The following is a 16,260-nucleotide window of genomic DNA, read 5'->3' as shown; positions in this document are numbered from 1 at the left end:
TGAAACAGCACCAGCGCATCTTCGCCGCGTTCACGCAGTGGCGGAATACGCAGTGGCGCGACGTTCAGGCGGTAATACAGGTCGGCGCGGAAACGTAATCCACCGAAGGCGAAAATCACCAGGTTTGTGTGCAACGGGCGCAGGCGTCCAAAGCTCGTCCATGGCAGACCGAAGTTCAGTTCCGGCCAGACCAGTTGAGAGGCGATGAAGACACCGAGCCCCATGCCAAGGATCCCCCAGACCACCGTCATGATGGCGAACTGGCGGACTACCTTATAGTTATAAGCAGTCGGACTGATTGCTGTGCTCATTCTAAGGTTCCACGGTTTGGGTGTTTTATTAGGATTTAAAATCGGTCGCAAGTATGGAGAAAGCGGGGGGTCATTGCAACGCGCCATGACCTGGGTCAATGCTTTCAAATGCTGATTCTGCGGCCTTTCCATGCGCCGAGTAAGGTCAAAATCGGCCACGGAAAAAACGTCCCGGCGGACTGATCAAGGAAGGGGTTCAGGTCGGGTGTAACAGGGTGTGTTCAAATGCAACGAACAAGTGACCGATGGCACTTGGCGCGACAGCCGGTATCTACCAGCCTTTGCGGCCTGTCCTCGGGCAGATTTCGTCGAACACATCGTTGAGGGTCGACCTGGAACCGGCACCGGCCAGTCCGCATCGGCAAGCTTAGACCCGAATCAGGGGAACCGAAAGGAAGACGCGGAGAGGGTGCGACAATGAGTCGCAAAAAGGGAGGAGGGTGCCGCATCCGGGAGAATGCGGCAGTAGAGCGGTCGAGATTTATTCGCGATTGTCTTCAGGCTGCGCTCGATCTGTATTCGAACCGTGTGACAGGCTGTAAACATACGCGGCCAGCAGTTGCACCTTGTCGTTGCCGAGCATTTCGCTCTGGGCCGGCATATGGCCCTGGCGGCCATGGCGAATCGTTTGTTCAAGCTGGGCCAGGCTCGAGCCGTAGATGAAACCGGCCGGGTGCGTCAGGTTTGGCGCACCCATCGCCTCCGTGCCCTGGCCGTTTGCCCCGTGACAAGCAACGCAAGTGGTGCTGAACACCTGCTTGCCGGCTTGCAGGTCGGCGCCGTTATCGGCCGGCAATGGCAGGCCGGCCAGTTCATGGCGCACATAGGCGGCCACGTTTTTCACGCCGGCTTCACCGAGCACTTCACCCCAGGCCGGCATCGCTGCCATGCGTCCACCCATGATGGTGGTCTTGATGGTCTCTGCGCTGCCACCCCAGCGCCAGTCGCTGTCCGTCAGGTTGGGGAAGCCGTAGGCACCCTTGGCATCCGAGCCGTGGCACACCGAGCAATTGGAGGCAAACAAACGCCCGCCCATTTTCAGTGCTCGCGGGTCCCTGGCCACTTCCTCCACTGGCATGGCGGCAAATTTGGCGAAGATCGGAGAGAACCTGGCGTCGGCTTTTTCCATCTCCTTTTCCCATTCATGGACGCCGGTCCAGCCATTTTCGTAGCCAGGCAAAATGCCCTTCCAGTTACCCAGGCCGGGATAGAGCACCAGGTAACCGACGGCGAACAACAGGGTGCCGGCGAACAGCATGAACCACCATTGCGGCAGCGGATTGTCGTATTCCTCGATGCCGTCGAAGCTGTGGCCCATGGTCTGGTCGACACTGCCTTTGGTTTCGCCGCGGCGGGTGGCGAACAGCAACCAGGTCAGGCCGACCAGGCTGCCGATGGTCAGTACGCAGATCCACGTACTCCAGAAGGTGGTCATGGCCGGGTGCTCCTTGTTGCGGTTTCTTCAGGGGTAGGGTGATCGGGTTGCGGTTCGTCGGCGAACGGCAACAAACGGGCTTCGGCGAACTCCGGGCCACGTCTGGCGCTGAACACCCACAGGGTCAGGCCGACGAAAGCCACCAACACCACGACCGTGCCCAGGCCGCGGATCATTCCAGTGCTGATTTCAACGACCATGGTTCACCTCTTGCTCTTGATCGCGGTGCCGAGCACCTGCAGGTAGGCGACCAGTGCGTCCATTTCGGTCTTGCCCTTGAGCGATGCGGTCGCGCCGGCGATGTCATCGTCGGTGTAGGGCACCCCCAGGGTGCGCATGGTCCTGAGCTTGGTCTCGGTGTGGCTGCTATCGAGCTGATTGGCCACCAGCCACGGATAGGCGGGCATTTTCGATTCAGGCACCACGTTGCGCGGGTTGTACAAATGCGCGCGGTGCCAGTCATCCGAATAGCGCGCGCCGACCCGTGCCAGGTCCGGACCGGTACGCTTGGAACCCCACAGGAAGGGATGGTCCCAGACGCTTTCGCCAGCCACCGAGTAGTGGCCGTAGCGCTCGGTCTCGGCACGGAACGGGCGGATCATTTGCGAGTGGCAGCCGACACAGCCTTCGCGGATGTAGATATCCCGGCCTTCGAGTTGCAGCGCGGTGTAGGGCTTCATGCCTTCAACCGGTTTGTTGGTCACGTCCTGGAAAAACAGCGGGACGATCTGGGTCAGGCCACCGATGCTCACGGCCAGCACCATCAGAATCAGCAGCAGGCCGACGTTTTTTTCGATTGTTTCGTGTTTCATGGCGGACTCCTCAGGCCATCTGCGCGGCAGCGGCGACTTCGGCGGGTTGCGAGGCCCGCACGGTGCGCCAGGTGTTGTAAGCCATCAGCAACATGCCGCTGAGGAAGACTGCCCCGCCCACCAGACGCACGATGAAGCCGGGGTGGCTGGCCACCAGGGTCTCGACGAAGGAGTAGGTCAGCGTGCCGTCCTCGTTCACCGCACGCCACATCAGGCCCTGGGCAATGCCGTTGACCCACATCGACGCGATGTACAGCACGGTGCCGATGGTGGCGAGCCAGAAGTGGGCGTTGATCAGGCCGATGCTGTGCATCTGCTCGCGGCCGAAGACTTTCGGGATCATGTGGTACAGCGCGCCAATGGAGATCATTGCCACCCAGCCCAAGGCGCCGGCGTGTACGTGGCCGATGGTCCAGTCGGTGTAGTGGGAAAGGGCGTTGACGGTCTTGATGGCCATCATCGGACCTTCGAAGGTCGACATGCCGTAGAACGCCAGGGAGACCACGAGGAAGCGCAGGACCGGGTCGCTGCGCAACTTATGCCAGGCGCCCGACAGGGTCATCATGCCGTTGATCATGCCGCCCCAGCTCGGTGCCAGGAGGATCAGCGACATCACCATGCCCAGTGACTGGGCCCAGTCCGGCAGCGCGGTGTAGTGCAAGTGGTGGGGGCCGGCCCAGATGTACAGAGTGATCAGCGCCCAGAAATGCACGATCGACAGGCGATAGGAGTACACCGGGCGTTCGGCCTGCTTGGGCACGAAGTAGTACATCATGCCGAGGAAGCCGGCGGTCAGGAAAAAGCCCACGGCATTGTGCCCGTACCACCACTGAACCATGGCGTCGGTCGCACCGGCGTACAGCGAGTAGGACTTGGTAAGGCTTACCGGCAATTCAAGGTTATTGACGATGTGCAGGATCGCCACGGTGATGATGAACGCGCCGAAAAACCAGTTGCCCACATAGATGTGTTTGGTCTTGCGCTGCATCAGGGTGCCGAAGAACACGATGGCGTAGGCGACCCAGACAATGGTGATCAGGATGTCGATCGGCCACTCGAGCTCTGCGTATTCCTTGGAACTGGTGTAACCCAGCGGCAGGCTGATGGCTGCCAGCAGGATCACCAGTTGCCAGCCCCAGAAGCAGAACGCGGCGATTTTTGGCGCGAACAACTGAGTCTGACAGGTGCGTTGCACCGAGTAGAACGAGCTGGCGAACAGGGCACAGCCACCGAACGCGAAGATGACGGCGTTGGTGTGCAGCGGACGCAAACGGCCGAAACTGGTCCACGGCAAATTGAAGTTGAGTTCGGGCCAGACCAACTGGGCCGCGAGAAAAACCCCGAGCCCCATGCCGACGATGCCCCACACCACCGTCATAATGGCGAATTGGCGGACCACCTTGTAGTTGTAGGCGGTACTGATAGAAGTGTTCATGGTTCCCCATCCACGGTTCAGCCGAATCGGGCGCGTGCGCAAGGCATCGTCCCTTTCGCCTGGAGTTATAGGCAGACTTAAAGCGAGGCAAGCATGGACAAAGGGCACAAGGCCGGTATTGACGGGGATCAATGGGGGCGGTGCGTGCGCGAACATGGATGGTTGTGGAATGCCGCGGCTGGCCAGGCTGCGACGACCCTGATCCTCGCCCACGGTGCCGGCGCGCCGATGGATAGCGACTGGATGAACGACATGGCTGCACGCCTGGCCGCTCAAGGCGTCAACGTCTTGCGTTTCGAGTTTCCGTACATGGCGCAGCGGCGCATCGACGGCGGCAAGCGCCCGCCGAACCCGGCACCGAAACTGCTGGAATGCTGGCGCGAGGTGTATGCCCAGGTGCGACGCCATGTCACTGGGCCGCTGGCCATGGGCGGCAAATCCATGGGCGGGCGAATGGCCAGTTTGCTCGCCGACGAGTTGGGCGCCGATGCGCTGGTGTGCCTGGGTTATCCGTTTTATGCCGTAGGCAAACCGGAAAAGCCACGGGTCGAGCATCTGGCGGCGTTGAAAACGCGCACGTTGATCGTGCAGGGCGAGCGGGATGCGTTGGGTAACCGTGAGGCGGTCCAGGCGTATGCGTTATCGCCGAGTATCGAATTGTTCTGGCTGGTGGCCGGGGATCATGATTTGAAGCCGTTGAAGGCTTCAGGATTTACCCATGAACAGCATTTGGCAGCTGCGGCGCACAAGGTGGCTGCATTCCTTCAGTGAAGTTCTGCGCAGTTTCGACGGCCCCATCGCGAGCAGGCTCGCTCCCACATTCGATCTCTAGTGAGCACAATTTTTGTGTTCGGAACGATCCCCTGTGGGAGCGAGCCTGCTCGCGATAGCGGTTTACCAAATTACATCCATTTCAAACTGACAATAAAAACCCGGAAGCTTTCGCCGTCCGGGTTTTGATCGAACCAGCAACAATCAGCGGTTGAACCGCTCCACCAGCGAGTACTGGGTATTCGCGGTCTTGGTCAGTTCTTCACTCAGCAACGCTGAATTCTGCGCCTGTTCCGAAGTCTGGTCGGCCAGTTCGGAAATGTTGCTGATGTTGCGGCTGATTTCCTCGGCCACGGCGCTTTGCTCTTCGGTTGCGGCGGCGATCTGGGTGGTCATGTCGGTGATGTTGGCCACCGCTTCGCTGATACCCACCAGCGCCTGGTCGGCTTCCAGTACTCGTGCCACACCTTCCTCGGCCTGGCGATGCCCGGCTTCCATGGTTTGCACGGCGGTGCCGGCGGTTTGCTGCAACTTGGCAATCAGGGCATGAATCTGGCCGGTGGACTCGCTGGTGCGTTGCGCCAGTTGCCGGACTTCATCGGCCACTACCGCAAAGCCACGCCCCATCTCGCCGGCACGGGCCGCCTCGATGGCCGCGTTCAACGCCAGCAGGTTGGTCTGGTCGGCGATGCCCTTGATCACGTCGACCACGCCACCGATTTCATTGCTGTCCTTGGCCAGTTGCGTCACGGTCTGGCCGGTTTCCCCGACCACCACGGACAGGCGCTCGATGGCCTCGCGGGTTTCCCCGGCGATGTCGCGACCGCGACCCGTCAGCAGATTGGCTTGTTGGGTGGCATCCGCGGTGCGCTGCACATGGCTGGCCACTTCCTGAGTGGTGGCGGCCATCTGATTGACAGCGGTCGCCACTTGCTCGGTTTCCACGCGCTGGCGCTCCAGGCCGCTGGAGCTGTTGTGCGCCAGGGAATCGGACTGTTTCGCCTGCCCGGTGAGGTGCTCGGCGGTGTCCTGCAGGCGTGTCAGGCAGGTTTTCAGGCGAGCTTCCTGGCTGAGGATCGACATCTCCAGGCGCGCCTGGGCGCCGCGGCTGTCGGTGTACATCTGCGCGATCAGCGGGTCGGACGTGGTCTGCTCGGCCAGACGCAGCAGGCGTTTGAGGCCACGCTGCTGCCATTGCAGACCCATCAGGCCCAGCGGCACTGAAAGGCCGGCGGCCAAGGCAAAACCCCACTGGGAGTTGAGCGTGGCACCGATCATGAAACTCAGTTGGCTGACGAGAATGAACGGCAACCAGTCCTGAAGGACCGGCATCCATTTATCGGTGGCAGGAATGGCCGGCTTGCCCTGGTTGATGCGTTGGTAAAGCGCTTCGGCACGGCGGATCTGTTCGGCGGTCGGTTTGACCCGTACCGACTCGTAACCGATCACCTGATTGCCTTCGAAGATCGGCGTCACGTAGGCGTTGACCCAGTAGTGATCACCGGACTTGCAGCGATTCTTGACAATACCCATCCATGGCAAGCCTTGCTTCAGAGTGCCCCACATGTGCGCGAACACCGCAGTCGGAACGTCGGGATGACGGACCAGGTTGTGCGGCGCCCGGATCAATTCCTCACGAGAAAACCCGCTGACCTCGATGAACGCATCGTTGCAGTAGGTAATCACGCCTTTGGCATCGGTGGTGGAGATCAACCGTTGCTGGGCCGGAAAGGTCCGTTCGCGTTGTGTAATTGGCTGGTTGTTACGCATGGCTTTTCAATCCGCAAGGCTTTCAAAGGGTTTCGGCAGCGAATGGGTTTAATTGAATTTATTTTTATCGAGCGCCTGGCGTACATCCAAAGAGGGGGCAAGGCACTGGATGGTCATGCAAGGATTTGTAAGGGTTTCCCTTGTGTGGCGCTCCGCGTATGATTTTGCGCCCCGCATCCGGCACTCCGTTGGTGAGTTCTCAAAGGCTGAATGTGAGTCGATGTGGGGTAAAAAAGTACTCCTAACAATAATTACAGAGTCACTACTCAACTGAATTCAGCTGGTTTCTCAACGTCTTGTTGAGCGCTCGGAAGCGTTCGACGCAACCATCGCACGAGGTGATGGCGGTTGCGTTGAGAATATAAATGGTGGAAAAAATCATGCGTAAAAAAGTTGCAATCATTGGGGCTTCGTTCCGTTTTCCCGGCTCCACATCCGCGACTTTTTGGCAGAACCTGCTGGACGGGCAGGACTTCATCACCCAGGTCGACCCTTCCCGCTGGTCCCGCGATACCTTTTTCCATCCAGACAAGGCCAATCCGGGTACGTCCTATACCCTGGCTGCCGGCACGCTGGGTGATATTTCCACATTCGATGCGGGCTTTTTCAACATTTCCCCCCGCGAAGCGGCAATCATGGACCCGCAGCAACGCCTGCTGCTGGAACTGGGCTGGGAAGTGTTCGAGAACGCCGGGGTCAAGCCATCGAGCGTACGCGGCAGTCAATGCGGTGTGTACCTGGGCATCGCCAGCACCGACTATGCCTATCGTTTGTCTCACGACCTGTCGCTGGTGGATGCCTCGACGGCCACGGGCAACACATTCAGCATCGCAGCCAATCGCCTGTCCTACTTTTATGACTTGCATGGCCCGAGCCTGGCCATCGACACCGCGTGCTCATCGTCGCTGGTCGCGTTTCACCAGGCCTGTCAGGCCATTCAAAGCGGGGATATCGACCAGGCACTGGCCGGCGGTATCAGCTTGCACTTGCACCCTTTCGGTTTCCTGATTTTCTCCAAGGCGTCGATGCTGTCGCGCAAGGGACGCTGTAACGTCTTTGACGAAGCCGGTGATGGATATGTGCGTTCCGAAGGGGCGGGGCTGTTCTATCTCAAGGATTACGAAAAGGCTGTGGCTGACGGCAACCAGATTCTGGCCGTGGTTGCTGGCAGTGCGGTGAACACGGACGGGCGCAAGTCCGGCCTGACAGTGCCCAGCGCCGATGCCCAGGCAGCGTTGATGACCCAGGCCTACGCCAGCGCCGGGATCTCGCCGGCCGACATCGATTACCTGGAAGCGCACGGTACGGGCACGCCGGTGGGCGATCCCATCGAAAGCCAGGCGATCGGCATCGCTCTGGGGCAGGTCCGGGCGGCTGACAAACCATTGCTGATCGGTTCGATCAAAAGCAATATCGGCCACCTGGAGGCCGCCTCCGGTGTCGCCGGCTTGATGAAAGCGCTGCACTGCGTCACCGAACGCCAGGTACCGGCCACCATCGGTATCAAGAATCTCAACCCGCGTATTCCCTTTGCCGACCTGAACCTCAACGTCGCCACCCGTAATCACGCGCTCAAACCAAGCGGCACTTTGGTGGTGGGGGTCAACTCGTTCGGCTTTGGCGGTGCCAACGCTCACGTCATCCTGCAAAGCCATGCCCCGGAAACGGTGCAGCACGCAGACGAGACAACGGCTGTGCCGCTATTGGTTACGGCCAAGGACGGTGCCGGGTTGGCGGCGATGGCGCAAAGCATTGCGCAATACCTGGACGGCAACCCCGCAACCAGCCTGTATGACGTCGCCTATCAGGCCGTCATGCGCCGTGACCTGCATCCGCAACGCGTGGTGGTGATCGAGAGCGATCGCCAGCGAAGTGCGCAGGCATTGTTGGATTTCGCCCTCGATCCGTCCGTCCCTGTGCCGAGTACCGTGGTGGAAAGCGGTCGCGCGCTGGATCAGGCCAAGGGGCCAGTGTTCGTTTTCTCCGGCAACGGCTCGCAGTGGCAAGGCATGGGCAGAACATTGCTCGCCGATCCCGTGTTCCATGCTGCAGTGACCGAGGTCGACGCGGTGTTCCAGGCGCTGTCCGGTTACTCGCTGATCGCCGAACTGGCAGGCGAAAACGGGCAGGACCGCTATCACCTGACAGAAATCGCCCAGCCAGCCTTGTTCGCGCTGCAAGTGGGCGTCACCCGCATGCTGGCCAGCCAGGGTGTGGTACCGCAGGTCGTGATGGGACACAGCGTGGGCGAAGTCGCCGCCGCCTGGGCCTGTGGCGCCCTGACATTGGATGACGCGACCCGGGTGATCTACCACCGCAGTCGTCTGCAAGGGCTGACGGCCGGCTCCGGGCAGATGTCTGCCGTTGGCCTGTCTGCCGGCGATACCGCTGAGCTGTTGCTGGAGCTGGGGCTGGACGAGGTGGTCGTCGCGGGTGAAAACAGCTTCAAGGGCGCCACCGTGGCGGGTTCCGTGGCCGGCCTGGAGCGTCTGGAACAAGCGCTGGCCGAGCGCCAGGTATTTGTCCGTCGGCTCGCCCTGGATTACGCCTTCCATTCGCCAGCGATGAACGTGATTGGTGACCAGGTCATCGAGGCACTGCGCGATATCGCTCCGCGTGCCAGCCGGATCCCGCTGTATTCCACGGTCACCGGTGGTTTGCTGGACGGCGAACGCCTGGATGCCGAGTACTGGTGGCAGAACATCCGTTTGCCGGTGCTCTTCCAGTCCGCCAGTGAATCCTTGTGCGAGCAGGGCTTCAACGTTTTCGTCGAAGTCGGCCCGCACGCGATCCTGCGCAGCTATGTCGCCGATGCCCTGGCGGTGCGCGAGCAGCAGGGCGTGGTCATCACCACACTCAAGCGTGGCGACGACGCCCCACAGTGGGTCACCCGTGCCGTGGCGAAGGTTTTGATCAGTGGTGTCGAAACGGACCTGACCTGCCCGTTCCCGAGCGCCGGCCGGTTCGTGCGCCTGCCCAACTATGCCTGGCAGCGCGAGCGACACTGGCACGGCGATACGCCGGAATCGTCCCGAGCGCTGTACCTGGAGCGGGCTCATCCTTTATTGGGGCATGCGGTGCCAGGGCATGATCTGACCTGGGACAATCGCATGGACACGCAATTGTTCCCGTCGCTTGAGGACCATAAGGTCGGCGATGCGGTGCTTTTCCCGGGGGCTGGATTCACCGAGCTGATGCTGGCGGCTGCACAGTGCTACCAGCCAGGTGAGTACGTCGACATCGAAGAGCTGGAAATTCACAGTCCGCTGGTGCTCCATGCCGAATCGAGCAAACGCGTGCGCGTGCAGATCGACAGCAGCGATGGCACGGTATCTGTTGCCTCGCGCAGCACAACCCAGCAAGAGCCTTGGGTGCGGCACGTGGTTGCCCGTTTGCCGGGCGAGGCCCGCGGTGTGTTGCTGGGCGAACAGGCTCCGGCACTGCCCGATCGCGCCCCGGACTTCACGCGCAATGAACATTTGCAGCTCACCCGCGCCGTTGGCCTCAACTACGGTCCGGCCTACCAGGCCATCGAGGCAGGCTGGATCGATGGCGATCAGGTGTTGGCACAACTGGTCTCGCCGGACGTCATCGACGCCGAACTGGCAGCCTTGCACTTGCACCCGGCGTTGCTGGACAGCGCTTTCCAGCTGATTACCCAATTGCTGGGCCGCGATCCGAAGGCACGCGACAACCTGGCGTTCATCCCGGTAAAACTGGGCCGGATCAATTTCGCGGCGGGCAGCGAGCCACCGTGCCTGGCGAAGGTACGCCTGGTGCGCCGCTCGGAGCACTCGTTGCTGGCCGATTTCACCCTGTACGACGCCCGACAGCGCGCCGTGGTGTGCATCAAGGATGCGCGATTCCGCGCGGTCAAGTTGCACAAGGATCGTAGCGGTGATCTGAAGCTGGTGGATTTCGCCGGCATCGCCAAACCTTATCCACAGGCCGTCCGGACCCTGCCACAACCGGGCTCGCCGCTGCGCGAAACCGTGATGCAGAGTCTGGCCACGGTGGCCAATGAGCCGGCATTGCTGCGTTACAGCCAGGAAGTTGACCCGCTGCTGGACAGCTTGTGCAGTTGCTTCCTGCTGGAGGCCATCGAGTCTCTGGGTGGCAAGGTCAGCGCTGCGCAAAGGGCCGAGTGGCGCGTCAAGGCGCCTGGGTTGTCCGTCTACCTGGACCATCTCCTGGAACAGGCACTGGACGATGGCAGCCTGATCGCTCTTGGAGAGGCCTGGCAGGTGGTCGATCAGGGGGAGCGTCCGAGCACCCGGGACATCTGGCAGGAGCTGTTTCGCAGCTATCCGGAGCATTTCCAGATAATCCACTCGGTGGGGCGTATCGGTATCCATCTGCTGGACCTGCTCAATGGCGTGGTGGATATCGAAGCACTGCTGCCCCGTGAAACCTCGCCAGCTCGCCTGTCCCGTCAGGTACTGGGGGCCAGCGGCCATCAAGCCCTGCTGGACGCGATCAAGCAGCACATCGAACAGCGCCTGGCCGTGCTGCCGGCGGGGCAGCGTCTGCGCATCCTTGAACTCGGCTTTGGTGGCGTGCCTTTCGCCGCACAACTCTGCGCGCAACTGGACTTTGACCGTATCGACTTCCAGTACAGCGCTGATGATCTGGAGCCGGCCAGCTTGCTGCAGGCCGATTGCCCGGACCTGCGCCTGCTCCAATTGCGCGATGCCGCGCAGTTGCCGGCCGTGCCCGCCGATAGCTTTGACCTGATTCTGGTCGCCAGCGACCTGGCGCCGCTGGAGTCCATCAGCGAAGCGCTGCGATACGGCGTGGCGCGCTTGTCGGCAGGTGGTCAACTGATGCTGCAGGCGCAGCATCCGGCCCGTTGGGCGGATTTCGTCTTCGGTGCGCGAGCGTCCTGGTGGCTGACCGGGCAAGACCAGCTACGTTTGTCGCTGCAGCAGCGTCCTGATTTCTGGCAACAGGAGTTGCGTCGCCATGGCTTGAGCGTCAATCAGGCACTGGAACTGACGCCGGCCCTGTCCAGCGGCAGCTATGTGCTGCTGGCTGACGCCCAAGGCGCGATGGCATTGCAATCGCAGCCGGTACCAGCCCAGCGCTGGTTGCTGCTGGCCGACGAACAGGGCCAGGAGGGCGCCTTCGCCCGGCAACTGGCTTCAGCCTTGCGCGAACAAGGGCAAAGCGTTGCCTGGCTGGCGCCGGCGTCGGCGCATGACATGGCCCTGCAACTGTGCGCCGCCGAGGCTGCGCAGCACGTGCTGATGCTCTCCGGGTTGTTCGCCTGCGAAGGGCTGGATGACCAGGCCGGACGCTGCATGCTGGCCGCTGCATTGACCCAGGCTTGCGAGCAGGCGGGCATGAGCCCCGACTGCTGGTTGCTGACCCGAGGTGCCGCGGTGCATCTGCTGCCCGCTGCCGAGCAAGTCGCTGGCAACTTGTCATCCCTGGCGGATGCCGCGCTGTGGGGCTTTGGCCGCACGCTGGCCAATGAAGTGGTGGGGTGCCGCGTTCGTCTGCTCGACCTCGCGCCGGGAGCCGGCGTCGAAGCCTTGCTGCCGGCCCTGCTCAATGCCGATAACGAAACCGAACTGGCCGTGAGTGCCAATGGCGATCGATTTGTTGCGCGCCTGCGGGTACGCCCCGATCAACTGGACAGTCGGACCGGGCAACACCCCCCTGCACAGGTCAGCCTCGGTTTTGAACTGCCAGGCCAGTTGCGCAACCTGCGCTGGGAAGCCCACGAGCCTCTGGTGCCGGCAGGCGATCAGCTGGACATCGAAGTCCGGGCTACCGGTCTTAACTTCCGCGACGTCATGTACGCGCTCGGTCTGTTGTCGGACGAAGCCATCGAGAACGGCTTTTCCGGCCCGACCCTGGGCTTCGAGTTTGCCGGCATCGTGCAGGGCAAGGGCGCTCAGGTCGAAGGTGACTTCCAGCCGGGGGATCGCGTGGTCGGTTTCGGTCCCTCCAGCTTCGCCAACCGTCTGGTCACCAATGCCAACGCGGTGGCGCGAATCCCCGAGGGCATGTCCTTCGAAGCGGCGGCGACCATCCCGAGTACCTTCTTCACCGTTTACTACGCGTTGCACTACCTGGCACGCCTTGAGCCAGGCGAAAAGATCCTCATCCACGGCGCTGCGGGCGGTGTCGGTATTGCCGCGATCCAGATCGCCAAATGGTGCGGGGCCGAGATTTATGCCACTGCCGGCAGTGACGAAAAACGCGATTTCCTGCGTTTGCTCGGCGTCGAGCATGTATTCGATTCGCGCTCGCTGGCCTTTGCCGACGATATTCTTGCCATCACGGCGGGACGTGGCGTCGATGTGGTGCTCAACTCCCTGGCGGGTGAGGCGATCAATCGCAACCTGCAAGTGCTCAAGCCGTTCGGGCGATTCCTGGAGCTGGGCAAGCGCGACTTCTACCAGAACACCAAAATCGGCCTGCGACCGTTCCGCAACAACATCAGCTACTTCGGCATCGACGCCGACCAGTTGATGAGCGAGCGTCCGGACCTGACCCGTCGTCTGTTCGGCGACATGATGCAGCTGTTCCGCGAGGGCATCCTCAGCCCTCTGCCGTACCGTGAATTCGATGCCAACGATGTCGTCGAATCATTCCGCTACATGCAGCAGGCACGGCAGATCGGCAAGATCGTGGTCACCTATCGCACACCGATCCAGCAAGTCTTCCGCGCACCGGCTGCAAAGTCGCAGACCTTGCAGCTGGCAGGCGACGGCACCTACCTGGTGACGGGCGGGCTAAGCGGTTTCGGCCTGCGCACCGCGCAATGGCTGGTGGAAAAAGGCGCGCGTCGCCTGGCGTTGCTTGGCCGGCGTGGTGCGGCCACCGAAGAAGCGCAGCCGGCGCTGGCGGCCTGGCGTGAGCAGGGGATCGACGTGCAGGCGCTGGCATGTGACATCACTGACAGGGCCCAATTGCGCAGCGCGCTGACGAGCATTGAGTCCTCCGGGGTGCCTTTGCGCGGCATCGTGCATGCGGCCACCGTGTTCGATGACGGCCTGATCCGCAATCTCTCGCAAGAACAACTGCAGCGGGTACTGGAACCCAAGGCCAAAGGCGCGCAATACCTGCACGAACTGACTGCGCACATGGCGCTGGACTTCTTTGTGCTGTTCTCATCGGCGACGACCTTGTTCGGCAATCCGGGGCAGGCCAACTATGTGGCGGCCAACCATTGGCTCGAAGCCCTGGCCCGCCATCGCCTGCTGCAAGGTTTGCCGGCCACGGCCGTGCTGTGGGGCGCGATTGACGATGCAGGGTTTCTTGCCCGCAACCAGGGCATCAAGGACGCGCTGCAAAGTCGCATGGGCGGTGCGGCCCTGCAATCTCAAGCGGCACTCGATGTTCTGGAAAACCTGCTGCTGCAGCAGCGTTCAGGGCTCGGGGTGCTGGAGCTGGACTGGAAAGCACTGTCACGCTTCCTGCCTGCTGCCGGTACGCCAAAGTTCAGTGAGCTGGCGCGTCTGCACAGTGGCGAGCAGGAAGAAGAAAGCAACGTCGAAGATATCCAGCACCTGTTGCTGGAAATGAATGACGAGGAGCTCACCGAGCTGTTTGCCGAAATGCTCAAGCAGGAAATCAGCGAAATCCTGCGTATGCCGACCAACAAGCTCGACGGCAGCCGGCCCCTTCACGAACTGGGGCTGGACTCGTTGATGAGTGTGGAGCTGGTGGTGGCGGTCGAGGAGCGTTTCGGCATTCGCTTGCCAGTGATGGAACTCGGTGAGTCGTCGACTATTTCCAGGCTGGCTGTGCGCATTCTCGAATTGCTGCGCGGCAGCCAGGATACCGGGGACAGCTTGCAGACACGCACCGCCGAATCGATGGTGCGCCATGGCGTCGAGTTGTCCGAGGCCGAACTGGCCCTGGTCAGCGAAGATGTGCGTAGCGCTGATTCCCGAATGACCCGTTTGATCAACTGACCACTGACTATGACCTCGAAAAGTTCACCAGGGCTTGGCGCCTCGATGAAAGACAAGCTGATCCAGCAAGCGCTGGAGCGGCGCTTGCGACAGACCGGCGATGGTGCACCGCCTGCGTCCCTGGCAGACGTCAATCGCGGCACCGTGGTGCCGGAGCAGTTTTATCGCTTCGATCAGCATCCAGGTTACCAGCAGCTGCGGATCATGCATGACGGCGCGGCGCGCTTGGGCCTGGCCAATCCGTTCTTCAAGCTGCATGACAGCCTGGCCGGCGCCGAGACGACGATCCAGGGGCAGCGTTATGTGAACTTTGCCAGCTACAACTATCTGGGCTATTCCGGGCATCCGGTGGTGACGCAAGCGGCCAAGGCTGCCATCGATCATTACGGTACGTCAGTGTCGGCCAGTCGGCTGGTGTCCGGTGACCGGCCGATCCATCGCGAGCTGGAAGCCGAGTTGGCGCGTCTGTATGAAGTGGACGATGCCATCACGTTTGTCAGCGGCCATGCCACCAACGTCACCACGATCGGTTACCTGTTCGGCCCAAGGGATCTTGTGATTCACGATGAGCTGATTCACAACAGTGTGCTGCAAGGGATTCAGTTGTCCGGCGCGCGACGCCTCGGGTTTCCCCACAATGACTGGCAAGCCCTCGATCGCCTGCTCGGCGAGCAGCGTCAGCATTTCGAACGGGTGCTGGTGGTGCTTGAAGGCATCTACAGCATGGACGGCGATTACCCCGATCTGCCGCGCTTTGTCGAACTGAAGAACAGGCACAAGGTGTTCTTGATGGTTGATGAAGCCCACTCGCTGGGCGTCATGGGCGCCAATGGCAAGGGGATTCGCGAGCACTTCGGCCTGGCCGGCAGCGATGTCGATATCTGGATGGGCACATTGAGCAAGACCCTGGCCAGTTGCGGTGGGTACATCGCAGGCGAGTCGGCGATGGTCGAACACCTGAAATTCATGGCGCCGGGTTTTCTCTATAGCGTCGGGATGCCGGCACCGGTGGCCGCAGCGGCTCTGGCAGCGGTGCGCTGCATGGCCCGGGACGCCGAGCGCGTGGCGACCTTGCAGGCGCGTGGGCAGCAGTTTCTCGCACTGGCACGCGAAGCGGGGCTGGATACCGGGACCAGCACCGGACTGGCCGTGATCCCTGTCATCACCGGCAGTTCACTCAAGGCCACGCAATTGTCCGGGGCCCTGGCGAAGCGCGGGATCAATGCCCAGCCGATCCTGCACCCGGCCGTGCCGGAAAAATCGGCCAGGGTACGCTTCTTCCTGTCGTGCCTGCACACCCCCGAGCAAATCACCGAGACCGTCGCCATCGTTGTGCAGGAACTGCAAAAGCTCTGAACCGGGACCTGGCGTCAGGCGGCGACCCTGAAAACGCCTTCGCCTGCAGGAGCGAGGCTTGCCCGCGAAGACGGTTTGGCGTCGTGCGTCGGCCATAAAAACGCCTTCGCCGGCAAGCCTGGCTCCTACGACGAAGGCGGCCTCACGTCATGCGGCGCCATTGAAAACGCCTTCGCCTGTAGGAGCGAGGCTTGCCCGCGAAGACGGTTTGGCGTCGTGCGTCGGCCATAAAAACGCCTTCGCCGGCAAGCCTGGCTCCTACGACGAAGGCGGTCTTGCGTCATGTGTCGCTATTGAAAACACCTTCGCCTGTAGGAGCGAGGCTTGCCCGCGAAGACGGTCTTGCGTCATGCGTCTCCATTAAAAACGCCTTCGCCGGCAAGCCTGGCTCCTACGACGAAGGCGGCCTCACGTCATGCGGCGCAACGCTTTCGCCGGCCTG

At 61.7% G+C, this 16,260-nt stretch carries 9 protein-coding genes; 3 read left to right on the top strand and 6 right to left on the bottom strand.

Annotated features, from left to right (window positions below; all coding sequences use genetic code 11):
* From ACQKP2_RS16520 to ccoN, 5 genes are all read right to left on the bottom strand, one after another.
* Positions 1-311, bottom strand: a 311-nt coding sequence (locus ACQKP2_RS16520; RefSeq protein WP_427577903.1) for a cbb3-type cytochrome c oxidase subunit I, incomplete at its 3' end; no start/stop codon positions are given.
* Positions 312-792: 481 nt separating this feature from the next.
* Complete coding sequence (gene ccoP, locus ACQKP2_RS16515; protein ID WP_427577901.1) at positions 793-1,746, bottom strand: cytochrome-c oxidase, cbb3-type subunit III; 954 nt, start codon at positions 1,744-1,746, stop codon at positions 793-795.
* Positions 1,743-1,946 carry a cbb3-type cytochrome oxidase subunit 3 gene (locus ACQKP2_RS16510; protein ID WP_427577900.1) on the bottom strand — a complete coding sequence of 68 codons (204 nt, stop codon included), beginning with the start codon at positions 1,944-1,946 and terminating at the stop codon, positions 1,743-1,745. The genes ccoP and ACQKP2_RS16510 overlap by 4 nt, the downstream gene beginning before the upstream one ends.
* A gap of 3 nt (positions 1,947-1,949) precedes the next feature.
* Complete coding sequence (gene ccoO, locus ACQKP2_RS16505) at positions 1,950-2,558, bottom strand: cytochrome-c oxidase, cbb3-type subunit II (protein WP_427577899.1); 609 nt, start codon at positions 2,556-2,558, stop codon at positions 1,950-1,952.
* A gap of 10 nt (positions 2,559-2,568) precedes the next feature.
* On the bottom strand, positions 2,569-3,993 hold the full coding sequence (gene ccoN / locus ACQKP2_RS16500; RefSeq protein ID WP_427577898.1) for a cytochrome-c oxidase, cbb3-type subunit I: 1,425 nt from the start codon (positions 3,991-3,993) through the stop codon (positions 2,569-2,571).
* 93 nt (positions 3,994-4,086) lie between these two features.
* Between ccoN and ACQKP2_RS16495 the strand changes: the two genes are divergently transcribed.
* A complete protein-coding gene (locus tag ACQKP2_RS16495) occupies positions 4,087-4,764 on the top strand; it encodes an alpha/beta family hydrolase (RefSeq protein ID WP_427577896.1) in 678 nt (225 codons plus the stop codon).
* Positions 4,765-4,968: 204 nt separating this feature from the next.
* On the opposite strand, the gene ACQKP2_RS16490 is transcribed toward ACQKP2_RS16495, so the two are convergent.
* Entirely contained in the window at positions 4,969-6,534 is a 1,566-nt protein-coding gene (locus tag ACQKP2_RS16490) for a methyl-accepting chemotaxis protein (RefSeq protein ID WP_427577895.1), read from the bottom strand.
* Between the two features lie 380 nt (positions 6,535-6,914).
* Between ACQKP2_RS16490 and ACQKP2_RS16485 the strand changes: the two genes are divergently transcribed.
* Both ACQKP2_RS16485 and ACQKP2_RS16480 read left to right on the top strand, forming a co-directional pair.
* The gene (locus tag ACQKP2_RS16485) at positions 6,915-14,462 is read left to right on the top strand and encodes an SDR family NAD(P)-dependent oxidoreductase (RefSeq protein WP_427577894.1); all 7,548 of its coding nucleotides are present in this window, start codon (positions 6,915-6,917) and stop codon (positions 14,460-14,462) included.
* 9 nt (positions 14,463-14,471) lie between these two features.
* The gene (locus tag ACQKP2_RS16480) at positions 14,472-15,818 is read left to right on the top strand and encodes an aminotransferase class I/II-fold pyridoxal phosphate-dependent enzyme (RefSeq protein WP_427577893.1); all 1,347 of its coding nucleotides are present in this window, start codon (positions 14,472-14,474) and stop codon (positions 15,816-15,818) included.
* The last annotated feature ends 442 nt before the right edge of the window (positions 15,819-16,260 follow it).

The organism is Pseudomonas sp. NPDC089569, assembly GCF_050280625.1.
GTDB lineage: Bacteria > Pseudomonadota > Gammaproteobacteria > Pseudomonadales > Pseudomonadaceae > Aquipseudomonas.
This window is presented reverse-complemented; position numbering and strand designations above follow the sequence as displayed.

What these genes read in the sequence shown, in the direction of transcription:
- ACQKP2_RS16485 (WP_427577894.1), top strand. Translation starts at nt 6,915, where the DNA reads ATGCGTAAAAAAGTTGCAATCATTGGGGCTTCGTTCCGTTTTCCCGGC.
- ccoN (WP_427577898.1), bottom strand. Translation starts at nt 3,993, where the DNA reads ATGAACACTTCTATCAGTACCGCCTACAACTACAAGGTGGTCCGCCAA.
- ACQKP2_RS16490 (WP_427577895.1), bottom strand. Translation starts at nt 6,534, where the DNA reads ATGCGTAACAACCAGCCAATTACACAACGCGAACGGACCTTTCCGGCC.
- ACQKP2_RS16480 (WP_427577893.1), top strand. Translation starts at nt 14,472, where the DNA reads ATGACCTCGAAAAGTTCACCAGGGCTTGGCGCCTCGATGAAAGACAAG.
- ACQKP2_RS16510 (WP_427577900.1), bottom strand. Translation starts at nt 1,946, where the DNA reads ATGGTCGTTGAAATCAGCACTGGAATGATCCGCGGCCTGGGCACGGTC.
- ccoP (WP_427577901.1), bottom strand. Translation starts at nt 1,746, where the DNA reads ATGACCACCTTCTGGAGTACGTGGATCTGCGTACTGACCATCGGCAGC.
- ACQKP2_RS16495 (WP_427577896.1), top strand. Translation starts at nt 4,087, where the DNA reads ATGGACAAAGGGCACAAGGCCGGTATTGACGGGGATCAATGGGGGCGG.
- ccoO (WP_427577899.1), bottom strand. Translation starts at nt 2,558, where the DNA reads ATGAAACACGAAACAATCGAAAAAAACGTCGGCCTGCTGCTGATTCTG.